The sequence below is a fragment of the Enterococcus crotali genome, from assembly GCF_000633635.1.
Taxonomy (GTDB): domain Bacteria; phylum Bacillota; class Bacilli; order Lactobacillales; family Enterococcaceae; genus Enterococcus_L; species Enterococcus_L crotali.
Genome location: NZ_AYPQ01000006.1, coordinates 43,023 through 65,809, shown reverse-complemented (window position 1 = coordinate 65,809; position 22,787 = coordinate 43,023). Strand labels below are relative to the sequence as shown.

At 36.5% G+C, this 22,787-nt stretch carries 18 protein-coding genes and 1 CRISPR repeat array; of the genes, 16 read left to right on the top strand and 2 right to left on the bottom strand.

Translation table 11 applies throughout. The features are described 5' to 3' along the window. The first annotated feature begins 157 nt into the window (after positions 1–157). The 11 genes from V192_RS0113765 to V192_RS22630 all read left to right on the top strand — a co-directional run bounded on the left by V192_RS0113765 (position 158) and on the right by V192_RS22630 (position 14,655). Positions 158–1,642, top strand: a complete 1,485-nt coding sequence (locus tag V192_RS0113765) for an alpha-amylase (protein WP_025872685.1) — start codon at positions 158–160, stop codon at positions 1,640–1,642. Positions 1,643–1,929: 287 nt separating this feature from the next. Beyond that, positions 1,930–2,432: a CRISPR direct-repeat array (repeat unit 33 nt; unit sequence GTCTCACTCTTTATTGAGTGAGTGGATTGAAAT). Positions 2,433–2,659: 227 nt separating this feature from the next. Beyond that, positions 2,660–4,900, top strand: coding sequence for a DNA helicase PcrA (gene pcrA / locus V192_RS0113760; protein WP_025872683.1), 2,241 nt, complete (start codon positions 2,660–2,662; stop codon positions 4,898–4,900). An 11-nt stretch (positions 4,901–4,911) separates the two neighbouring features. Further along, entirely contained in the window at positions 4,912–6,957 is a 2,046-nt protein-coding gene (gene ligA / locus V192_RS0113755) for an NAD-dependent DNA ligase LigA (RefSeq protein WP_025872681.1), read from the top strand. Positions 6,958–7,156: 199 nt separating this feature from the next. Continuing rightward, positions 7,157–7,462, top strand: a complete 306-nt coding sequence (gene gatC, locus V192_RS0113750; RefSeq protein ID WP_025872678.1) for an Asp-tRNA(Asn)/Glu-tRNA(Gln) amidotransferase subunit GatC — start codon at positions 7,157–7,159, stop codon at positions 7,460–7,462. After that, positions 7,462–8,931 carry an Asp-tRNA(Asn)/Glu-tRNA(Gln) amidotransferase subunit GatA gene (gene gatA, locus V192_RS0113745; protein WP_025872676.1) on the top strand — a complete coding sequence of 490 codons (1,470 nt, stop codon included), beginning with the start codon at positions 7,462–7,464 and terminating at the stop codon, positions 8,929–8,931. Before gatC ends, gatA begins: the two co-directional genes overlap by 1 nt. Further along, entirely contained in the window at positions 8,931–10,361 is a 1,431-nt protein-coding gene (gene gatB, locus V192_RS0113740) for an Asp-tRNA(Asn)/Glu-tRNA(Gln) amidotransferase subunit GatB (RefSeq protein WP_025872674.1), read from the top strand. The genes gatA and gatB overlap by 1 nt, the downstream gene beginning before the upstream one ends. Positions 10,362–10,377: 16 nt before the next feature. After that, positions 10,378–11,436 carry a diacylglycerol kinase gene (locus V192_RS0113735; protein ID WP_025872672.1) on the top strand — a complete coding sequence of 353 codons (1,059 nt, stop codon included), beginning with the start codon at positions 10,378–10,380 and terminating at the stop codon, positions 11,434–11,436. A gap of 264 nt (positions 11,437–11,700) precedes the next feature. Beyond that, a complete protein-coding gene (gene pnuC, locus V192_RS0113730) occupies positions 11,701–12,396 on the top strand; it encodes a nicotinamide riboside transporter PnuC (protein WP_025872670.1) in 696 nt (231 codons plus the stop codon). Positions 12,397–12,404: 8 nt separating this feature from the next. After that, positions 12,405–13,046: a deoxynucleoside kinase gene (locus V192_RS0113725; RefSeq protein ID WP_025872668.1), complete on the top strand. Its 642-nt coding sequence runs from the start codon at positions 12,405–12,407 to the stop codon at positions 13,044–13,046. A 108-nt stretch (positions 13,047–13,154) separates the two neighbouring features. Next, positions 13,155–14,525, top strand: a complete 1,371-nt coding sequence (rlmD, locus tag V192_RS0113720) for a 23S rRNA (uracil(1939)-C(5))-methyltransferase RlmD (protein WP_025872666.1) — start codon at positions 13,155–13,157, stop codon at positions 14,523–14,525. Position 14,526: 1 nt separating this feature from the next. Beyond that, positions 14,527–14,655: a hypothetical protein gene (locus V192_RS22630; protein WP_010773187.1), complete on the top strand. Its 129-nt coding sequence runs from the start codon at positions 14,527–14,529 to the stop codon at positions 14,653–14,655. A gap of 153 nt (positions 14,656–14,808) precedes the next feature. Here V192_RS22630 and V192_RS0113710 read toward each other — a convergent pair whose 3' ends face one another. Together V192_RS0113710 and V192_RS0113705 are read right to left on the bottom strand one after the other, a co-directional pair. Then, on the bottom strand, positions 14,809–15,171 hold the full coding sequence (locus tag V192_RS0113710) for a MerR family transcriptional regulator (RefSeq protein ID WP_025872664.1): 363 nt from the start codon (positions 15,169–15,171) through the stop codon (positions 14,809–14,811). Between the two features lie 458 nt (positions 15,172–15,629). Beyond that, positions 15,630–17,573: an FAD-dependent oxidoreductase gene (locus tag V192_RS0113705; protein ID WP_275574549.1), complete on the bottom strand. Its 1,944-nt coding sequence runs from the start codon at positions 17,571–17,573 to the stop codon at positions 15,630–15,632. Between the two features lie 227 nt (positions 17,574–17,800). On the opposite strand from V192_RS0113705, the gene V192_RS20980 reads away from it, so the two are divergent. The 5 genes from V192_RS20980 to V192_RS0113675 all read left to right on the top strand — a co-directional run bounded on the left by V192_RS20980 (position 17,801) and on the right by V192_RS0113675 (position 22,771). Then, complete coding sequence (locus V192_RS20980) at positions 17,801–18,376, top strand: TetR/AcrR family transcriptional regulator (RefSeq protein WP_025872662.1); 576 nt, start codon at positions 17,801–17,803, stop codon at positions 18,374–18,376. 258 nt (positions 18,377–18,634) lie between these two features. Continuing rightward, positions 18,635–19,198, top strand: coding sequence for a helix-turn-helix domain-containing protein (locus V192_RS20265; RefSeq protein WP_338030882.1), 564 nt, complete (start codon positions 18,635–18,637; stop codon positions 19,196–19,198). 16 nt (positions 19,199–19,214) lie between these two features. After that, a complete protein-coding gene (locus V192_RS0113690; protein WP_025872660.1) occupies positions 19,215–19,805 on the top strand; it encodes a GNAT family N-acetyltransferase in 591 nt (196 codons plus the stop codon). A 1,572-nt stretch (positions 19,806–21,377) separates the two neighbouring features. Next, positions 21,378–21,770, top strand: coding sequence for an Rrf2 family transcriptional regulator (locus V192_RS0113680; protein WP_025872657.1), 393 nt, complete (start codon positions 21,378–21,380; stop codon positions 21,768–21,770). A 71-nt stretch (positions 21,771–21,841) separates the two neighbouring features. Then, positions 21,842–22,771, top strand: coding sequence for a DMT family transporter (locus V192_RS0113675; protein ID WP_025872655.1), 930 nt, complete (start codon positions 21,842–21,844; stop codon positions 22,769–22,771). The last annotated feature ends 16 nt before the right edge of the window (positions 22,772–22,787 follow it).

Below are 22,787 nucleotides of genomic sequence, written 5' to 3'. Positions count from 1 at the left end.
AGCATATCTAAATAGCTGATGCAATCAAAAACAGTCAAAAACGATCAAAAAAGTTTTAAAACGCTCAAGAAGTAGTGTAAAAGAACCCAAATTTTATTATTTGACAAAGAGGTTTGTTCTTTGGCTTAATGAAGTTAGATAAATCGGAGGGATACATATGCATAATCGTACAATCTTACAAGGGTTTGAATGGTACCTACCAGCAGATGGGCAACATTGGAAGCGTCTGAGCGAATTAGCCGAAAATTTGCATAACAAAGGAATCAATGGGGTTTGGCTTCCACCTGCTTATAAAGGAGCAAATGGTCTAGAAGATGTAGGATACGCACCTTATGATTTATATGATTTAGGCGAGTTTGATCAAAAGGGAACGATTCCAACGAAATATGGCACACTAGAAGAGTATTTGACTTGTATCAAAGTATTGAAAGCAAATGGAATGGAAGTTTATGGAGATATTGTTTTTGATCATTTTATGGGTGCAGATGAAGAAGAAGATGTTTCAGCAGTAAAATATCATCCTGATGATCGGAACGAAGCGCTAAGTGGTGAAGAAGAGATTTCAGCGTGGACGAAATTTACTTTTCCAGGAAGAAACGGTCAATACAATGAGTATATTTGGACGTGGAAAAATTTTTCAGGTGTTGATTATGATGATCGAAGGAAGGATCATGGTATTTTCAATTTTGGTGGAAAGGGCTGGGAACAAGAAGTTGATAATGAAAATGGCAACTACGATTATTTGATGGGTTGTAATTTAGACATGGAATACCCTGAAACAATTCAGCAGCTAGACAAATGGGGAAAATGGTATCAGAGTTTGACAGATGTTGATGGTTATCGTTTAGATGCGGTCAAACATATTCAATTTAATTATTTTGTCGATTGGTTATTAAATAGAAGAAAAGAAAAAGGCAAAGACTTGTTTGTAGTTGGAGAGTATTGGAATGGTGAACTGGGAAAATTAACGAATTATATCGATAGTTCTGGAACACTGATCTCTTTATTTGATGTGCCGTTGCATTATCATTTTTATGAAGCTGCTAACTCTGACGGCCGCTACGATATGCGTAATATTTTTGAAGGAACATTGGCTAAAGAGCGTGCAGAATGGGCTGTGACTTTTGTTGATAATCATGACACTCAAAAAGGTCAAAGTTTAGAGTCATGGGTCGATGGCTGGTTCAAAGTGCATGCGTATGCACTGATTTTGTTGAGAAAAGCAGGAACACCAGTCGTTTTTTGGGGAGATTTGTTTGGGATTCCAACGCAAGATGTAGATGCTGTAGGAAAAGATCTAGAATTATTGCTGAAAATTCGTGAACATTTAGCCTATGGGAGTGAAATGGATTATTTTGATGATCCAAATGTAATCGGCTGGATTAGAACGGGCACATTCGATCGAGAAAAGTCCGGCTATGCGGTTATCATGACGAACGCCCAGGCGGGGCAAAAAATAATGACGATCAGCGCAGTACACGCTGGTAAAATATTTGTTGATATTTTAGGAAATAATGATACGAAAGTAACATTAGATGAAACAGGTGCAGGAACATTTCCAGTAAACGGTGGCGAAATTTCTGTCTATGTAAATGAAGAGAGTGTTGAAAAATTGAGTAGGGGAATTGAAGGTCTGACTTAGTAAGGAGAATAATGAAAAGAAGTACTTACCACTCGTGTTAAATGATATATAAAATAGAGCGTGACTTCCGTTTAAAGAATAATTATACTAAGTATAGTAAGAAAAAATTTAGGATACATGGAAATTTGGTGCGGACCGTTAGTGCCCATGGAATTACTAGGAGATCCGCACCAGAATTTAGCTGAAAATAGAGGGTGAATAGCATTTTTTCTCATCTTTTTTTCATTTTCAGTTGGATTTAATATTTTAAAATAGCGAATTTGTAAGTTTTTTATTACTTTTTCGCTGTCTCACTCTTTATTGAGTGAGTGGATTGAAATTAACGATAAAAGGAACGATTTTTCTTTAAAACGTCTCACTCTTTATTGAGTGAGTGGATTGAAATGTTTTACGAAAATCAACAAGCTGGACTTTGTTCGGTCTCACTCTTTATTGAGTGAGTGGATTGAAATTCTAAGAAGAAAGTTAGCGTGATCAGTGCGAAAGAGTCTCACTCTTTATTGAGTGAGTGGATTGAAATAGTAAGCCTTTTTGATACTTCAACTCGTCATTCCAGTCTCACTCTTTATTGAGTGAGTGGATTGAAATAAAAGTTGATGGATGATTTGAAACAAAAAATTGAGTCTCACTCTTTATTGAGTGAGTGGATTGAAATCTGCGTGTGAAAAATCAGAACCTTCTGCTTGTGTGTCTCACTCTTTATTGAGTGAGTGGGTTGAAATTAGTGGTCGTCTAGCTGGTTGGGGTAGCAATTTAGGTCTCACTCTTTATTGAGTGAGTGGATTGAAATACTATTTAGCAGTCTTTGTACTTTTTATTTTTTGGTCTCACTCTTTATTGAGTGAGTTTTTTTATCCCTTTCGAATCAACAAAAACAATAAGTAAAGTTGAGTTGTCATCATAATCAACATCGTTCAAAAAGAAAATATTGTTCCGAGAATTCCATCATTATTAAAGAATTTTCCTGCTATATTTGGTATAATGTATAAGATTGAAAAAAGAGAGAGGACGTTGATGATGGCACAAGAAAACGCCTTGATCCAAGGTATGAACCCGAGACAAAAAGAAGCCGTTCTACATACAGAAGGGCCTTTATTAGTTATGGCGGGTGCAGGTAGCGGAAAGACGAGAGTATTAACACACCGCATTGCCTATTTAATTGAAGAAAAAGATGTGAATCCGTGGAATATTTTAGCGATCACATTTACCAATAAAGCCGCAAAAGAAATGAGAGAGCGGGTTGGGAAATTATTAGAGGTTGGCGGAAATGATGTTTGGGTTTCCACATTTCACTCAATGTGTGTACGAATTTTGCGCAGAGATGTTGACCATATTGGTTATAATCGCAATTTTACGATCATTGATACTTCTGAACAACGGACATTAATGAAACGAATTTTAAATGAACTGAATATTGATGTGAAAAAATATGATCCTCGCTCGATTTTAGGAACAATCAGTAATGCTAAAAATGAGCTGCAAACTCCTGAAAAAGTGGAGGAATTGCAAGGAACACCATATGAGCAAGTCGTTGCAAAATGTTATAAGATGTATCAAAAAGAATTAAGAAACAATCAGTGTATGGACTTCGATGATTTAATCATGAATACGATTCGTTTATTCAATGAACATCCTGATTCATTGACGTATTATCAAAATAAATTCCACTATATTCACGTAGATGAGTATCAAGATACTAACCATGCTCAGTACACTTTAGTCAATATGTTGGCGGCACGTTTCAAAAATTTATGTGTCGTGGGTGATGCTGACCAAAGTATCTACGGTTGGCGTGGCGCAGATATGCAGAATATCTTGGATTTTGAAAAAGATTATCCAGATGCTTCCGTTATTATGTTGGAACAAAATTATCGCTCAACTAAAAAAATTCTGGATGCAGCGAATAATGTTATCAAAAATAACCGTAATCGTCGTGATAAAAAATTATGGACAGAAAATACCGACGGAGAAAAAATCGTTTATTATCGTGGCGATAATGAACGGGATGAAACGCAGTTTATCGTGGGACAGATCCAAAAAGAAATGCGCGAAAAAGACCGTATTTATGGAGATTTTGCAGTCTTGTATCGTACGAATGCCCAGTCACGTGTAATGGAAGAAATGCTGTTGAAATCAAACATTCCTTATACCATGGTCGGCGGTCATAAATTCTATGATCGTAAAGAAATCAAAGACATTTTAGGCTATTTAAATATCATCTCTAATCCAATGGACTCTCTTAGTTTTGAACGAGTAGTCAATGAACCAAAACGTGGAATTGGTAAAAGTTCTGTTGAGAAATTAAGAAGTTTCTCTCAGATGCACGGCTGGTCATTATTAGAGGCTTCACAAAATGTGGATTTAGCAAATATCTCAGGAAAAGCCGGTAAAGAATTGGGTAGCTTTGGTATGATGATCCAAGATTTGACCCAGATGATTCCATATTTAACAATTACGGAGTTAGTTAAGGAAGTTTTGGAACGCAGTGGTTATCGTGAAGAACTAGTCAGACAAAACAATTTAGAATCTCAGGCTCGCCTAGAGAACTTGGATGAATTTTTAACCGTTACCCAAGAATTTGATAAACGTTATGAACGCCAAGCTGAAGAAGAGGCCGACGCGCCAGATGAAAAATTAGCTGTATTCTTAAATGATTTAGCGCTAGTTTCAGACTTAGATAATTTAGAAGAAAGTACTTCTCAAGTGACGCTGATGACGTTACACGCAGCTAAGGGTCTTGAATTTCCTGTTGTGTTCTTGATTGGATTAGAAGAAGGAGTTTTCCCGCTATCTCGTGCAATGTTAGAAGAAAGCGAACTAGAAGAAGAGCGTCGTCTGGCCTACGTTGGGATCACTCGTGCGGAAGAAGTATTGTATATATCCAACGCTTTCTCCAGAACACTATATGGGAAAACACAATACAATCGTCCAAGCCGTTTCTTAGACGAAATCGATGAAGAATTATTAGATTTACAAGGATCGATCGCATCACCTAAAGCACCTGCTAGAACCTTTGAACCTAAAGTGTTTAAACCTGCTTATGCGCAGCCAACCAAACAGCCTGTAACAGATAAAGTTGCAAGCGGCGGAGAATCCATGGCATGGCAAGCAGGAGATAAAGTCAGACATAAAGCGTGGGGAACAGGTACAGTCGTTCGCGTTGGCGGTACCGCTAAAGACTTAGAACTAGACGTTGCTTTCCCAGAAAAAGGCATCAAGCGCTTATTAGCAGCATTTGCTCCGATTGAAAAAATATAGGAGGGGTAATTATGGCGGAAAAACCGTTAACATTAGCCGAAGCGACAGATAAAGCAAAAGAACTACGAGCTCAGTTAAATCAGTATTCTCATGAATATTATGTTGCCGATAAACCGACCGTAGAAGATTATGTGTATGATCGCTTGTATAAAGAATTATCAGACATAGAAACTGAATACCCAGATTTGATCACTTCTGATTCACCCACGCAACGAGTTGGTGGAAAGATTTTACAAGGCTTTGAAAAAGTCACACATGAAGTGCAAATGTATAGTTTGAATGATGGTTTTAGTAAAGAAGACATTTATGATTTTGACGAACGCGTTCAAAAATTAGCTGGAAAACAAGTTACTTATTGTTGTGAGCTAAAAATCGATGGGTTAGCTATTTCATTAAAATATGAAAATGGGAAATTTGTTCAAGGTGCGACTCGTGGAGATGGAACTGTCGGTGAAAATATCACTGAGAATCTAAAAACGGTCAAATCGATTCCTTTAGAGCTGAAAAAACCAATTTCAGTTGAAGTTCGCGGCGAATGTTATATGCCGAAACAATCGTTTGTCAATTTAAATAAAGAACGTGAAGAAGCAGGACAAGATGTTTTTGCGAATCCAAGAAATGCTGCAGCCGGCAGCTTGCGTCAACTAGATACAAGCATGGTTGCCAAAAGAAATCTCAGTACCTTCTTATACACTGTCGCTGATTTTGGACCAATGACGGCACAAACGCAGTACGATGCGCTAAATGAACTATCAGAAATCGGTTTTAGAACCAATCCTGAAAAAAAGCTATGCCAAAATATTGATGAAGTTTGGGCATATATCGAAGAATACCATGAAAAACGTTCAGAATTACCTTATGAAATCGATGGAATTGTGATCAAGACCAATGAATTCACGATTCAAGATGAATTAGGTTTTACTGTTAAAGCACCGCGTTGGGCGATTGCTTATAAATTTCCACCAGAAGAAGCCCAGACAATCGTGGAAGAAATTGAGTGGACGATTGGACGCACGGGTGTTGTAACGCCGACAGCTGTAATGCAGCCTGTTCGTGTAGCAGGTACGACCGTTAGCCGCGCAAGTTTGCATAATGCTGATTTCATTGCGATGAAAGATATTCGTTTGAATGATACGGTGATTATTTACAAAGCTGGCGATATTATTCCAGAAGTGGCGCAAGTATTGACAGAAAAACGGGATGAAAATAGCCAACCTTATGAAATTCCAACCCATTGTCCAGTGTGTCATAGTGAATTAGTTCATCTGGATGAAGAAGTTGCCTTGCGTTGCATCAATCCTAAATGTCCTGCTCAAATCAAAGAAGGTCTGAATCATTTTGTCTCTAGAAACGCGATGAACATTGATGGCTTAGGTCCTCGTGTATTAGAACAAATGTATGATAAAGAACTAGTCGCTGATGTCGCTGATCTCTACTTTTTAACTGAAGAACAATTGATGACTTTGGAAAAAATCAAAGAAAAATCTGCGAATAATATTTATCAAGCCATTGCCGCAAGTCGTGAGAATTCCGTTGAACGCTTGATTTTTGGGTTAGGCATTCGTCATGTGGGTTCTAAGGCAGCTAAAGTTTTAGCAGAACACTTTGGTGATCTAAGAACAATCAGTCAAGCAACGAAAGAAGAAGTTGTGGCGTTAGATTCGATGGGTGAGATCATCGCGGATAGTTTAGTGACGTATTTTGAAAATGAAGAAGTCCACGAATTGATGGATGAACTGACCAAGGCTGGTGTGAATTTTGAGTATAAAGGAGTTCGCACGTCTCAATTAGAAGCTGTAGAATCACCATTCAAAGATAAAACGGTTGTTTTAACTGGGAAACTGACCCATTACAATAGAGAAGAAGCCAAAGAAAAAATCGAAAATCTTGGCGGAAAAGTAACCGGCAGTGTTTCGAAAAAAACGGATATTGTGGTTGCCGGTGAAGATGCTGGTAGTAAATTGACTAAGGCACAAGATCTTGGTGTCGAGGTGTGGGATGAACAGCAAATGGTCACCGCATTAGATAATAGCTACACAAAAGAGTTAGACGAATAGCTTAAAAATGAAACAAATCGACTGTTCGGTGCTATTTTTTACATTTTCAGACTATTTTCTTCCATCTCTTTCAAAAATTCTTAGAATTTTATGATAGAATAAGAAAAAAGCTGTTTTTTAACGCAAAATGTCGTTGAACAGTATAAAAATGAACTAGTGAACTCTTGAGTGAGTTTTTCTAAAGGAAAGAAGGGTATCCATGGCAATCAGTGAAGAAAAAGCAAAACATGTAGCCAAATTGTCCAAACTGTCTTTTTCCAATGAGGAGTTAAAAGACTTTACTGATCAATTAGGCAAAATCATCGACATGGTGGAATTATTAGAAGAAGTAGATACAGAGGGTGTTCCATTTACCTCTAACGTTGCGCAATCAATCAATGTAATGAGAGAAGATGTAGCAACACCTGGTATGGATCGTAACGAGTTAATGAAAAACGTACCAGAATCAGAGAATGGCTACATTAAAGTGCCAGCAATTATCGACAATGGGGAGGCTGGTGCATAATGGAAAAATTATACGATAAGTCATTAACAGAATTGCATGATTTACTTGTTTCAAAAGAAATCACTGCAACAGATTTAACACAAGCTACGTTAAATCGCATCAATGAGACAGAAAAAGACGTGGATTCCTTTATTACGATCAGTGATGAAAAAGCCTTGGCATTAGCGAAAGCAATCGATCTTAAAGGCATTACTGAATCAAATCCTTTAGCAGGTATACCAATTGGGATCAAAGATAATATCGTAACCAAAGATATTTTAACGACAGCAGCATCAAAAATGCTTCACAACTTCAATCCTATTTATGATGCAACTGTTATGGATAAAGTCTATCAAGCAGATATGATCCCTGTTGGGAAATTGAACATGGATGAATTTGCGATGGGCGGAAGTACGGAAACATCGTACTTCAAGAAAACAAAGAATGCATGGGATCATACTAAAGTTCCTGGAGGATCTTCTGGTGGTTCTGCCGCAGCTGTAGCAGCAGGTCAAGTACCTGTTTCATTAGGAACTGATACAGGTGGCAGTATTCGTCAACCCGCATCATTTAACGGAATCGTTGGGATGAAACCAACTTACGGGCGTGTTTCTCGTTTTGGATTGATCGCCTTTTCATCTAGTTTAGATCAAATCGGTCCATTGACAAGAAATGTTAAAGACAACGCATTAGCACTGAACGCAATCAGTGGCTTTGATGAAAAAGACGGTACTTCAGCTGGTACCTCTGTTCCTGATTTTACTGCTGGTTTAACTGGTGATATCAAAGGCATGAAGGTTGCTTTACCTAAAGAATATTTAGGTGAAGGGGTGGATGCTGGCGTTAAAGAAGCTGTTCTTAAAGCGGCGGAAACATTTAAAGCCTTAGGTGCAACAGTAGAAGAAGTTAGCTTGCCTCATTCTAAATATGGCGTAGCTGTTTATTATATCATCGCTTCATCAGAAGCAAGCTCAAACCTACAACGTTTTGATGGGATTCGTTATGGCTATCGTTCTGAAAACGTGAAAAATCTTGAAGATGTATATGTAAATTCACGTTCTGAAGGGTTTGGTATAGAAGTAAAACGTCGTATTATGCTTGGTACATTCTCGTTAAGTGCGGGACATTACGATGCTCACTTTAAAAAAGCTGGACAAGTTAGAACCTTGATCAAGCAAGATTTTGATAATGTTTTTGAAAAATATGATATCATCATTGGCCCTGCTTCACCAACTGTTGCATTTGGCTTAGGTGAAAATATCAATGATCCGATTACAATGTATATGAATGATTTATTGACGATTCCAGTCAATTTAGCTGGCTTACCTGGTATGTCAATTCCAGCTGGATTCTCAGAAGGATTACCAGTTGGTTTACAAATCATTGGTAAAGCTTTTGATGAAAGTACGATGTACAAAGCGGCATATGCCTTTGAACAAGCAACAGATTTCCATACGAAAAAACCTGTGATCTTAGGGGGGAATGACTAATGAATTTTGAAACTGTCATCGGACTTGAGGTCCACGTAGAATTAAAAACAAATTCCAAAATTTTTTCACCTGCCCCAGCTCACTTTGGAGCAGAACCAAATAGCAATACAAACGTGATCGACTGGGGTTACCCAGGCGTATTACCTGTTATGAATAAACAAGCCCTTGAATTTGGTATGAAAGCAGCGCTTGCGTTAAATTGCGAAATCTCAAAAGATACGCATTTTGACCGTAAAAACTATTTCTATCCAGATAATCCCAAAGCCTACCAAATTTCTCAATTCGATCAACCGATCGGTCACGATGGTTGGATCGATATTGAAGTGGAAGGTAAAACAAAACGTATTCGTATCGAACGTGTGCATTTAGAAGAAGATGCTGGGAAAAATATCCATGGTGACGGCGGTTATTCTTATGTTGACTTAAACCGTCAAGGGACACCGCTGATCGAAATCGTTTCAGAAGCGGATATGCGTTCACCGGAAGAAGCCTATGCTTACTTAGAAGCTATCCGTTCAATCATCCTTTTCACAGGTGTTTCTGACGTGAAAATGGAAGAAGGATCAATGCGTTGTGACGCCAATATTTCTTTACGTCCATATGGTCAAGAAGAATTTGGAACAAAAGCCGAACTTAAAAACTTAAACTCAATGAGTTTTGTAAAAAAAGGTCTAGCATTTGAAGAAAAACGTCAAGCGAAAGTGTTATTATCTGGTGGAGAAATCCAACAAGAAACACGCCGTTTTGATGAAACAACCAACAAAACATTATTGATGCGTGTTAAAGAAGGGTCAAGTGACTACCGTTACTTCCCAGAACCTGATGTACCTCGTTTTGCAATTGATGATGAGTGGATCGAACGTGTTCGTCACAGCTTACCTGAAATGCCGGCTTCTCGTCGTGCTCGCTATATCAAAGAACTAGGCTTACCAGAATACGATGCAATGGTTCTAACGCTAACAAAAGAAATGTCTGATTTCTTTGAAGCAGCATTAAATGAAGGCGCAGATGCCAAACAAGTATCTAACTGGTTGATGGGTGAAGTTTCAGCTTATTTAAATAGTGAAAAAATCGAATTACCAGATACAAAATTAACGCCTGCTAACTTGGCGGGGATGATCACCTTGATCGAAGATGGTACAATCAGCTCTAAAATCGCTAAAAAAGTCTTTAAAGAGTTGATCGAAAACGGTGGCGATGCCAAAGAAGTGGTTGAAGCAAAAGGACTTGTTCAATTATCTGATCCATCACAATTATTACCGATCATCAATGAAGTATTGGATAATAACCAACAATCTGTTGATGATTTCAAAAATGGAAAAGATCGTGCAGTTGGCTTTTTAGTTGGCCAAATCATGAAAGCAACCAAAGGACAAGCGAACCCAGGCGTTGTAAACAAATTGCTCCAAGAAGAATTAGCAAAACGCTAGAAAGCAGCGAAAGATTATGAAAAAAGCAAGAGTGATTTATAATCCAACTTCAGGAAAAGAATTAGTCAAAAAAAACCTAGCTGATATTCTTTCTGTGGTAGAAGAATGCGGATATGAAACTAGTGCTTTTGCTACAACTCCAGAAGAAAATTCCGCTAAAAACGAAGCACGCCGAGTTGCAGAATTAGGGTTTGACCTAATCGTAGCGGCTGGCGGTGATGGGACGATCAATGAAGTCGTCAATGGCATTGCTCCTTTAGAAAAAAGACCGTCGATGGCGATCATTCCTGCTGGAACAACCAATGACTATGCAAGAGCATTAAAAATTCCTAGAGATAATATTCTTAAAGCCGCAGAAGTCATCAAAAAAAATCAAACCGTCAAAATGGATATCGGTAAAGCACAAGACAGTTATTTTATCAATATTGCAGCTGGCGGCCATTTAACTGAATTGACCTATGAAGTTCCTTCAGAACTTAAAAGTATTTTTGGTTATTTAGCTTATTTGGCTAAAGGGGCTGAAATGCTGCCGCGTGTTAAACCGATCAAAATGCGGATGGAATATGATGAAGGTGTTTATGAAGGCAATGCTTCAATGTTTTTCTTAGGACTAACTAATTCAGTTGGTGGTTTTGAAAAGATTGCACCTGATGCAAAACTAGATGATGGAAAATTTTCTCTAATTATCGTAAAAACAGCCAATGTTTTTGAGATTTTACATTTAGCAGCATTAATGCTTAATGGCGGTAAACATATAGAAGATAATCGCTTGATTTATACAAAAACCAGTCGGTTACATGCTGAAACGTTGGAAACCAATAGTCGTATGATGATCAATTTAGATGGTGAGTATGGCGGCGATGCACCGATGGAATTTACTAATTTACATCAGCATATCGAAATGTTTGCCAATGCAGATGCTATTCCATCTAATGCAATCATGGGTTCAGTTTTAGATGATTATAATAACGATTCTGATGAAGAAGATGAGTACCTTGAAACAAGCAAAGAATTTGTAAAAGAAGTTGAACGGTTGACTGAAGAAGACATTGATAATAATGGCAAAATTGGTTAAACGTTCAAGATAAAAAAGAGTATCTAAGACAGATTTGTCTTAGATATTTTTTGTTTTGCCAGATCTGATTAAAGCGTGGAAACTAGGTGGAACACAATATATGGGGTTTGAAAATTAAAAAACACAATATATTGTATAAAAAATATCTCATAATCAATGATTGAGAAGGATTCTCATTGACTTGTATTTGAAAGAGAGGTAAATTTAATAAGTCGTCATCTCTGCAGAAAATGATAAATAGGACAAGTGAAAGGTTTATTTGAAATGGGTTCAAATTTTATTATCAATGATTTTAAAGGTTGGAAACGAAAAAACTACCTTTTTTTACTCACAATGATTTGTGTACAATTAGTCGCGTTTTCTTTTAATCCGTCTAGTTGGATCACTCTAATGGGCGGTTTATCCGGTATTATTTGTGTTAATCTAATCGCTCAAGGGAAAGCGAGCAATTATATATTTGGTTTTATAAGTGCATTGATCATAGGCTATTTTGGCTTTAAAACGCGTGTATATGCCGAGGTTTTGCTACAAAGCTTTTATATTATCATGGATATTGCAGGTTTATACACATGGTTAAAAGTCAGTGACGATGGATCTGGAAATGTGACAGATGTCAAAATGCTCAAAGGCATTCAATGGCTGTATGCTGGACTGGTGTGGTTGGCAATTGGTGTTATCGCCTATTATTTGTTAGGCTTTGTCAATGATGCTCAACAGATTCTTGATGCAGTGACATTCAGCGTGTCTGCAACGGCGATGCTATTGATGATCAAAAGGTATCAGTCACAATTCGTTTTTTGGTTATTAGGAAACCTTTTTTCAATAGTATTATGGTTTAGAGCAGGTATGCATGCTGGAGGCGATTATGCGTTATTTGTCATGTACTGCATGTATACGATCAATTCTATTTACGGTATGATCCATTGGTTAAAAATCAAAAAAATAATTATTAATAGGTAGGGAGTTCGATGGCAGTGATCGTTTTAGCAGGCACAATTGGTGCAGGAAAATCTAGTTTAACAGAAATTATTTCGGAACATTTAGGGTCAGATGCTTTTTATGAATCGGTCGATGATAATGAAGTATTGCCTTTATTTTATGCAGATCCAAAAAAATATGCATTTTTACTACAAATTTATTTCTTGAATAAACGATTTGATAGTATTAAACAAGCACTATCTCATGAAAATAATGTCTTAGATCGTTCTATATATGAAGACTCTTTATTATTCCATTTAAATGCTGATTTAGGTAGAGCAAATGAAACAGAAGTAAAAGTGTATGATTCTTTATTAGAAAATATGTTACAAGAGCTACCTTTTGCGGCTCACAAAAAGCGACCAGATTTACTAGTCCACATTAAAATATCCTTTCCCAAAATGCTGGAGCGGATTCAAAGACGAGGACGCCCTTATGAACAAGTAGAACAAGACCCATCTTTGTATGATTATTATAAAGAGTTGAATACACGCTATGAGCAATGGTTTGAAGACTATAACGAAAGTCCTAAAATCCAAATTGATGGAGACAAATATGACTTTATCGAGGATGAAGAAGCGAAAAAAGAAGTGATCCAGTTGATTGAAAATAAACTAGCTGAAATCAATTAAATAGAAAAATTAAATTTTACTTCTTTTAGCCATAGAAGCAATCTCTCTATTGCTTTTCTAGCATTTTTTCATTAGAATGAGAGAAGCGCATTAAAGAAGGAGCGACTTATGAATAATTTTCCAGTGAACAAAAATGAAACAATCGAAGTTGATATTATTGATCTGACACATGAAGGAATGGGTGTTGCCAAAGTTGACGGCTACCCGCTTTTTATAGAAAATGCCTTGCCAGGTGAAAGAATTGAAATCAAAGTCTTGAAAGTCGGTAAAAGTTTCGGCTACGGGAAAGTCTTGACGATCTTAAAATCGAGTGAAGACCGTGTACCAGTCAAAGATGCAAACTTTACTAAAGTTGGGATCAGTCCATTACAGCATTTAGCTTATGGTGCTCAACTCACGTTCAAAACAGACCAGGTGAAAAACGTGATGCAGCGAGTTGCTAAGTTACCTGATGTTCCTGTCTTAGATACTTTAGGCATGAACGATCCTTGGGGCTACCGTAACAAAGCACAAATCCCAGTAAGAAAAATCGATGACAAACTGCAAACTGGCTTCTTCAGAAAAAATAGTCATGATTTAATTCCATTAGAACATTTCTATATTCAAGATCCTAAAATTGATGAAGCAGTCATCAAAATCCGTGATATTATGAGACGTTACAGCATCAAACCTTATAACGAATCAGATAACACAGGAAACTTGCGTCATATTGTCGTACGTCGTGGTTATCAAACTGGCGAGATGATGGTTGTTTTAATCACTAGAACACCAAAATTATTCCCAACAAGTAAGATCGTTCCTGATATTTTAGAAGCATTGCCAGAAGTTGTCAGCATCGTACAAAATGTGAATCCAAAGAAAACGAACGTGATCTTTGGTGATGAAACGATTCTTTTACATGGCGAAGATAAAATGATCGATACGATTTTCGATTTGAAATTTGAAATCTCATCTCGTTCATTCTACCAAGTAAATCCAAAACAAACAGAAGTGATGTACAATAAAGTCAAAGAATATGCGGCATTGACTGGTGAAGAAGTTGTCGTAGATGCGTATTGTGGAATTGGTACGATCGGTTTGACATTAGCGAAAGATGCGAAACATGTTTACGGCGTTGAAGTCATTGAAGAAGCAGTGAAAAACGCTGAGAGCAACGCAAAACTGAACAACATCACGAATGCAACCTTTACAGCAGGCTTAGCTGAAGAAGCATTACCAAGAATGATCGAAAATGACATCAAACCTGATGTTGTGATCGTCGATCCACCACGTAAAGGCTTAGAAGCAAGTTTAGTAGAAACATTGATCGAAACAAAACCAGCACGTATTGTGTATGTGAGCTGTAATCCAGCAACGCTGGCACGAGATCTTGCACTACTCGTTGAAGGCGGCTTTGAAGTTAAGGAAGTTCAACCTGTAGATAACTTCCCACAAACGACACATATTGAGTCTGTTACTCTTTTGACAAGGACGGTGTAATATGGATACAAAGAAAAAAATGTTAGAACTAATCAAGAAAAAACAAGGCGGCGGCCGTTCAAAACAAATGGAAACGCCTAAAAATGATCGTAAAAATATGCGTAAAGGTCCGAAAATTTATAATAAATAGTTTGAGGAATAGTACCTGAAGAAAAATTTTAAAAGTATGAGCCCGGGAAAAACTAAAAATTAGTTTTTTCCCGGGCTCTAAAACTGAATAAACGGCGAGAAAAAAGCAGCTCCTTCGGAAATAAACACGTCTGATTCCACCTCATGTTTTTTTTTAGTTTTCATGCACTCTTTTTGTATAAACATCGATTTTATAATCAAGCATGTCAATCCCTTCTTGAATCTGCTTCATTTCACTTAAAGCAATCTCCTTTTGCTTTTTCAACAAGTCCAAGCGATTTTGATTAGTAGAATCTCCTTCATACCACCAAGCTATATACTGTTTTAAATCCTCAATTGTCATTCCTGTTTTTTTTAAATGCATAAAAAAGTCGATCCATTCCTTATTGCGGTCGTCATAAATTCGGATATTATTCTGATCTCTTTTTACTGTGATCAAGCCTTCTTTTTCATAAAAACGTAGAGTATAAGGGGTAAGACCAGTCATTTTTGAAAATTCATGAATTTTGTAAGCCATTAAAGTTACCTCCCATTTTTTATCAACTTCATTGTACCATTTAGAGTCAACTCTAGGTCAAACATAATAAAAGTCAGTCTGATTAAATTTTTCACCCAATAGAGATAATTAATCTGAAATTGATAGATAGTAAAAGAACCAGGCGGATCAGAGAAGAACAGGTGTGGTAATTAGGCTTTCCTCTTTGATGATTTTTCCAACCATTTACAGATAGTTACTTGATAAACAAGATTTAACATAAATTCGATCATATATTTCACCTCTTTGTTCGCAGCTTTGATTTGATAAATCAACTATAGCATGTGGCAAAAGGAGGGGCTACTTACAGTTGAGAGTGAAAACGTACAGTCTGGTAAGGTTACTGAGTAGAAATATAGTTAACCGATAATGAGCCAAAATTAAAATTTTTCAAAAAAAGAATCAGATGACGTGAAACAGGTGTCATCTGATTCTTTTTTCTAAATACTTATAGCCACTTCATGACCTTGTTTAATACTCGTTGCAAAGCAATCGGGAGTATGACTATCACCGATATTATACACTTCAGGAACCTTACCAAGTAGGTTGTCATATAATTCTGTATTTGGCTTTTCACCGACAGATATTAAGATAGTATCTGTTGGGATTTGTTTCAAAGCACCAGATTCATCCAGAACATCAACAGAGTTTTCATTGATTTTTATGCATCTAGTGCTGCTCATAAAGGTAGCACCTAAAAGAGTCAAATGATCTAATAAAATTGTGCGATTCGTCATGACCATTTTTGCAGCGAAATTATCAGTGGCTTCTATGATCGTTACATTTTTGCCTTGCTCTACAAGATATTCAGCTGTTTCACAACCAACTACACCACCACCGATGATTACGACTGATTGACCAGTTTCTTTTCCAGATAACGCTTCTTTTGCATCAAAAACGTTTGGTAGATCAATGCCTGGAATTATTAATTTTACTGGTGTTGGACCAGTGGCGCAAATCACAACATCGGCATTTAACGCTAGAATCGTATCGACATTCATTGGTGAATTTAATTTTACGTGAATATTTAGCTCTGTGATGATCGCATTAAAATAATCCAGCATCGGAGATATATTTTCTTTATGAGGGGGAGCTGCCGCTAATTGTACTTGTCCTCCGATATAGTTATTTTTTTCGTAAATCGTTACATCGTGCCCTCTTAAAGCCATAACACGGGCGGCTTCAACTGAGGCGATCCCACCGCCAATAATAGCAACATTTTTCTTTTGTTCTGTTTTTTCAAGCTTGTAACGATTATTTAGATTGCCTAAAACCGCATTGCTTGAGCATCTAGAATGTTTATCATATTGTAGTTGTTGATCAATACAGGTGTTACAGCCAACGCAAGGACGAATCAAGGCTTCTTTGTCTTGAAGGACTAAGTTTGGCAGGTTTGGTTCTGCTAAAAGACCTTTGCCCATAAAGACAAATTCACATTTCTCGTTTTGCAATGCGTCTTCAGCAATTTGAGCGTATCCTGAGCGACCACCACTAATGATTGGAATTTTAGGCTCATTTCCAGTAATTTGTGAAATTCCAGCTTTGACAGCTGCAGAGATATCAAAGAGTTGTCCTTTAGCAGATCCAGTATCTGCGACATCCTCCAAGGTCGCTTCCTGTTTCCAAGCGCCAACCATGACTTCAAGGGCATCAACACCTGCTTCTTGGAGACGATAAGCATAATAAGTTCCATCCTCAAGGGTGATTCCGCCATCTTCACCAAGCTCCAATACGGTTAGTTTAACGGTGACGGCAAAATCATCTCCGCATAAGGCTCTGATTTTTCGAACAATGTTCAGATGGAAGGTGATTCGTTTTTCTTTGCTGCCACCATATTCATCTGTTCGGGTATTTGATTTTGAATTTAGAAACTGCTCTCCCATGTAATAACCGATGCTATGCAGCTGAATGCCATCGAAACCAGCTTTTTTTGCTCTTAGTGCTGCATGGGCATATTTATCTTCGATTGCTTGAATTTCAGCAATTGTCAGCATTTTTGGAGCTTCATTTGAAAGGCCCATCATAAACGTATATGGCATTGCAACAGCAGAAGGGCCAACTGGTTGTTGCCCAGTTATTTTACGGCGGGCACCGCGACCTGTATGACTGATTTGAAGTAGACATTTTGCTTTGTGTTCATGGATCGATGCCGCTAGTTCGCTCATTCCATCAATATATTTATCATCATCGATCACGAGCATATTAGAGGTGTTTAGACCTTGAGGTGCATCAACACAAGAGACTTCAACGATCACAAGACCTGCACCACCTTCTGCTCGTTCTGTGTAATGGTTGACGATCGCTTCATTGACATAACCATTATCGGACATATTGATGCCCATCGCTGGTAAGACGATTCGATTTTTTACTGTAACAGGGCCAATTTTCCTTCTGAAAATAATTTTGGATACTTCATTTTGACATTCCTCCTAATTTAAGTGCTTGTAACTTGATGATTATGATTAATTGTTGCTAAAACAACGTCTTTAGCTGAAAAACAAGTCATGCTTAATCAGACTTGGTCACTGTAAGACTTGTAGTATTTTAACTTGCTTTAAGCTATAATTTAAGCAAGTTAAGCAACAAATAATTGATAAAAATGAGGGATAAGATGAACAAACAGCTAAAAAAATCAGAAATAACAAAATTAAAACTTAAAGAAGCTGCCAGTCAACTATTTGTATCTAAAAACTTTGACGATACTAGTATTTCCGATATCACGAAACAAGCAGGCTACGCAGTCGGCTCATTTTATAAGCATTGGAAACGTAAAGAAGATCTGTTATTGGAACTATGGTATGATGCAACAACTTGTTTTATGTTGGAAACAGCAGAATCATTGATTTTGACTAAAACGTTTCATGAATTTAGTCAGCACATGGTAGAAAGGGTTTTAACTTATGGCGATGATCCTTTTATTAAAAAATATTTTGCCGCACGTTATTCTTTAGAAGTCCATGATGAAAGTGCCATGTCCGATGCGTTCGATCTGTATGTGAAAAACATCTATCAACAGCTATTATTTCTCCATCACAAAACTGAAAGTCAACAGCTATGGGAAATTGCGATCGCTGTTGCGGATTTGCTAAATGGTCATGTGTTAAATGCAAATAATTTTGGTAAAAACAGTCTAGCAATACTTGAAAAGGAACAATTGATCATGGTTGTAGAACAGTTGGTTTCATAGTGATTAAATTCACAAATAAACATAAAAGTGAACCTTATTCACTTTTTAAAAATAGCATTTATTCAATAAGTTGTCAATATGGATTCAAGATTCCATTGATCAATTAATCACAAATTAGCGTATTCTATGATTCTACTGTTAGTTGAGTTGGATTTGTAGCGGTTCAACCAATCGTTAATTGCATAATAAAGCTGTGGGAGGGTATGATTTTGATAGAGATCGGCAATCGATTAAAAGAGTTGAGAGAATCAAAAAAAAATGACGCAAAAAGATTTAGCAGAAATTCTGAATGTTACACCTCAGGCTATTTCAAAATGGGAACGAAATAAAAGTTATCCTGACCTAGATACATTGGTAAAACTTAGCACGTATTTTCAAGTATCTACTGACAGTATTTTAGGAAATGCCAAACGCTCTTTTTTTGATTCGCTCTTTTCAAAGAAGAGAGGAAGAAACTATATGGAAAAAGAAATGTCTCATTTAACAAATCAATCAACTGAGAATCAACCCGAAAAAGTCATTATTATCTTTAGTATTACTGCAAGTTTTATCTCTGATGCTGGTTTTCAGACACAGCGACTTGCGGTTAAAATGAACCAAATAGCTAAAGAAAGAGATGTAGCTATTATTATTGAACTGTATAGTTCTAACAAAGTGGCTGAAAAAGGGAAACAAGCGGATGTGATTTTATTGACGCCTGAGTTTGCTTATGCGCAAGAAAAAATACAGAAAACATTTCCTGAAAAAAAGGTCAAAGCTATCAGTAAAAAGGATTATGGCTTGTTAAATGCTGAGAAGATCTTGATGGACAGTCTAAACTAAGTAAAGGAGAAGGCAAATGTTAGAATCACAAAGATTGATCATTCGAAGAATCGAAGCAACGACATCAGATATGAAAAGTTTGTATACTATCTTATCTGACAAAGAAGTTAATAAATACCTTCCGTGGTACCCTGTGAAAGATGTAGCAGAGGCTAAAAAATTCTACAAAACAAAGATCGAATCAAATGACCTAAAAGGGGCTGGTTATTATTTTTTAGTTTGTTTGAAAGAAAATAAAATTCCAATTGGTTATGTCACTGTGAGCGATGGTCAAAGTCATGATTTTGGTTATGGATTATTAAAGGAATATTGGGGACAAGGATTGATCACGGAAGCATGTGATGCAGTCATTCATTTCTTAAAAGCGCAAGGTTGGACATATATCACTGCAACACATGATATTCATAACATTGGCAGTGGTAAAGTTATGCAAAAGCTGGGAATGAGTTATAAATATTCTTATAAAGAACAATGGCAGCCAAAGGATCTGAACGTTACGTTTAGAATGTATCAATTGAATTTTGATCAGAACTCAGCAAGTGTTTATCAAGGGTATTGGGATGAATACCTGGAACATTTTGTAGAAGACATAGAAACAATCAAATAAGGAGAGAGCTATTTCGATAAAATAATTATAGAAGTTAGCGCTCGAAAGGATAAAAATGTTAATAATAGATCCTAATATGTATCGGAAGAGTTTATTGGGGTTACTAAAGTTGGAGGCATGTCTGCAATAATGCAGCAAGCTATTCTATTATTTAGTAATGAAAAAGTCATCGGTTTGTTCGTTCACTCGTTTACGTGTCAGCTTGCGTATACATTAGAATTTCAGGAGCGACATCAAAAGTGGCTCTTCAAAATTCATGAAAAGATTACTCTTTAGAAGATAGACAAAATAGATTTGTGACTTAGTTGTTTAATAGTGACGAGTGTTAAAAACCTATTTGAAATTTATGGAAGTAAGAGTGCGAAAAGTATATTAAAAACAAACAACTGTTTATCCCTATGTTGGTAAAATGGTTGGGTTGGCTGTTTACTAAAAAGGAATAGCATTAAAGATAAACAGTTGTTTGAAATGGCAGGCTCTGCATACCTGCTGTTTTTTGATTTGAACATTAAGATCATCTTCCGCCAGTCGGATCTTAACGCTCACTGATACACATAGAATCATTCGTTACTTTAACTAATCAGTCGGGTAGATCTAGGAAAATTTTTGTTTGCATGTTTATTTTTTAATTACTTATTTTGTACGCATTGACGTGACACCTTTTTTAGACTAAATAGAAAAGCATGGTGAATGTTAGATTCTCGTAATATCAGCTCGTAAACACCAAGAGATGAAAAAATGTGTTAAGAAAAAAGGAGAACTTGATGTTTACTATTTATAAAAAGAGCGAAAAAAACAGTATTGGCCACCAACCAATACCGTGCAAAAGTTCAATGAATAATCATTAACTATTCAAATGACAAAAAGTTTGCAAAAAACACTAGTATTTCTTACAAAAGTTAGGTAAAATGAATGAGTCAATGCGCATTGACTGGGCAACTTGTATTGTCAGTTTGTGCTGACGATACAGGGCTCTGTAGGAGGATTTGCGGTCTTCTTGCAGAGTGCCTGTTTATTTTGTTTTCCGCTCTAATTATCTAATAAGCAATATAAAACTAAAAAATGGCATTAGTCAACAACTAATACCATGAAGCGTTCGCTAAATAAATAGTAACTAAACCATTGATTTGTAAAAAAGACTGGTAATCTTTTCTTACTTTTAGTACAATGATAATAGTCAATAAACTATTGACGGAGGCAACTTGTATTATTAGTTTGTGCTGATAATACAGGGCTCTGCGGGATGATTTGCGGTCCTCCTGCAGAGCGCCTTTTTTAATTTTATTTTGTAATATTATCTTAACTTAAAGATAGGAGTTTCGTCAATTAGTTTTTCAAAATAGTAAAAATTAAACGCATTGAGTAAAAAAATGGCTTAGGATGTTAAGGATAAGCCTGTTTTTCTCTAAAGAAATTCTTAACCTTTTGTTCGATACAACAAAAATAATAAGTTGTTTCTGCTCCTATCTTTTATTCTGGCATATTCGTCATTTATCTGGAAAAGAAAAATCTTGACAATTCTGTTATTAAAGATATTATAGATATATATAGTCTTTAAAAAGGGAGGATAGTATGAAATATTCTAAAGCAACAGATTATGCGCTGCATACGATGTTTTTTCTAGCAAAAAACCAGGATAAAATGCCGATCAATGTTAATGAATTAGCAAAAGAACAAGATATTTCGCCAACCTATTTATCAAAAATTTTAACGAAATTATCAAAGGAACAATTGATAAAAGCTAATTCAGGCGCCAATGGAGGCTATTCGATTCGATCTAATTGGCAAACAATCACATTTTTTGATGTGATCCAAGCAGTTGAAGGGAAACAATCATTATTCGAATGTTATGTCCATGATGATCCGAATTGCGATATAAAAAAAGTAATGTTTCATGCAGAAAAAATTATGGAAGATTACTTAAGAAGTCAAACATTAGCAATTGTACTTGAAGAGAGTAACTAAAGTTACTCTCTTTTAAACGGAGTTATAAAGGACATTAAGTGTCTTTAATATATATGAAAAGGAGTATCTATATGGAGTTTATTTTATTTCTCAGTCTTGGCATTTTAACGGGTTGTTTTTTTTCTATTCAGGCCTCAATCAATTCAACTTTAAGCAGGTATACGAAAACGCCACTTAATGCGTCTTTGATTGCATTTTTTGTAGGATCGATCATTCTGCTTACAGCAACGTTTTTGTGGGATTTTGATCAGTTGAACATGTTAGATTTATCGTATCCTCTCTATACTTATGTTGGCGGGGCTGTTTCAGGTGTCGTTTATAATGTTTCAAATATTATATTGTTTAGGAAAATTGGTGCGACAAATACAACATTTTTGACTGTAACAAGTCAGATTATTTCTGGGGCAGTCTTTGATAGCTTTGGATTCTTAGGCTTACCAGTCGTTCAGCTAAGCTTGAAAAGAATAATGGGAATTGGGATCATGTTACTAGCTGTTTTTCTCCTACAAAAAACTAATCGGAAGAAAATACACAAAGAGGAAGAAACTGAAAAAACGAGTTACTTCTGGCTGATGTTTGCCTTGGTTGCTGGGGTATTTCCCCCTTTACAAGCTATCTTTAACGGGCAGTTGAGAAGCGCTGTGCGCTCGCCATTAGTTGCTACGTTGATTTCATTTTTGGTCGGTTTGATTATTTTATTTGTCGTTGTTCTTATTGTACAAAAAAGTATTAATTTTCCAACGAAAGACCCATCAGGGAAAAAATTACCTTGGTGGATTTATATTGGAGGCGCCTTTGGGGTGATTGTGGTCGGGGGCACTATTTTAGTTGTAGGGGAACTAGGTTCTGTTTTAACGAGTAGTTTATTTTTATTAGGACAAATTATTATGTCTAGTTTGATTGATCAATTCGGTCTTTTTGGCCTTAGAAAAACTGTGATAAGCAGGCAGAAAGTTATTTCGATTCTATTGATCATTCTAGGTTTAGTCATTATTTCTTAAGAAATGTATGAGAGAA

Excerpts from the sequence above, each read along its gene's own strand:
- V192_RS0113765 (WP_025872685.1), top strand. The coding sequence starts at position 158 with ATGCATAATCGTACAATCTTACAAGGGTTTGAATGGTACCTACCAGCA.
- pcrA (WP_025872683.1), top strand. The coding sequence starts at position 2,660 with ATGGCACAAGAAAACGCCTTGATCCAAGGTATGAACCCGAGACAAAAA.
- ligA (WP_025872681.1), top strand. The coding sequence starts at position 4,912 with ATGGCGGAAAAACCGTTAACATTAGCCGAAGCGACAGATAAAGCAAAA.
- gatC (WP_025872678.1), top strand. The coding sequence starts at position 7,157 with ATGGCAATCAGTGAAGAAAAAGCAAAACATGTAGCCAAATTGTCCAAA.
- gatA (WP_025872676.1), top strand. The coding sequence starts at position 7,462 with ATGGAAAAATTATACGATAAGTCATTAACAGAATTGCATGATTTACTT.
- gatB (WP_025872674.1), top strand. The coding sequence starts at position 8,931 with ATGAATTTTGAAACTGTCATCGGACTTGAGGTCCACGTAGAATTAAAA.
- V192_RS0113735 (WP_025872672.1), top strand. The coding sequence starts at position 10,378 with ATGAAAAAAGCAAGAGTGATTTATAATCCAACTTCAGGAAAAGAATTA.
- pnuC (WP_025872670.1), top strand. The coding sequence starts at position 11,701 with ATGGGTTCAAATTTTATTATCAATGATTTTAAAGGTTGGAAACGAAAA.
- V192_RS0113725 (WP_025872668.1), top strand. The coding sequence starts at position 12,405 with ATGGCAGTGATCGTTTTAGCAGGCACAATTGGTGCAGGAAAATCTAGT.
- rlmD (WP_025872666.1), top strand. The coding sequence starts at position 13,155 with ATGAATAATTTTCCAGTGAACAAAAATGAAACAATCGAAGTTGATATT.
- V192_RS22630 (WP_010773187.1), top strand. The coding sequence starts at position 14,527 with ATGGATACAAAGAAAAAAATGTTAGAACTAATCAAGAAAAAACAAGGC.
- V192_RS0113710 (WP_025872664.1), bottom strand. The coding sequence starts at position 15,171 with ATGGCTTACAAAATTCATGAATTTTCAAAAATGACTGGTCTTACCCCT.
- V192_RS20980 (WP_025872662.1), top strand. The coding sequence starts at position 17,801 with ATGAACAAACAGCTAAAAAAATCAGAAATAACAAAATTAAAACTTAAA.
- V192_RS20265 (WP_338030882.1), top strand. The coding sequence starts at position 18,635 with ATGACGCAAAAAGATTTAGCAGAAATTCTGAATGTTACACCTCAGGCT.
- V192_RS0113690 (WP_025872660.1), top strand. The coding sequence starts at position 19,215 with ATGTTAGAATCACAAAGATTGATCATTCGAAGAATCGAAGCAACGACA.
- V192_RS0113680 (WP_025872657.1), top strand. The coding sequence starts at position 21,378 with ATGAAATATTCTAAAGCAACAGATTATGCGCTGCATACGATGTTTTTT.
- V192_RS0113675 (WP_025872655.1), top strand. The coding sequence starts at position 21,842 with ATGGAGTTTATTTTATTTCTCAGTCTTGGCATTTTAACGGGTTGTTTT.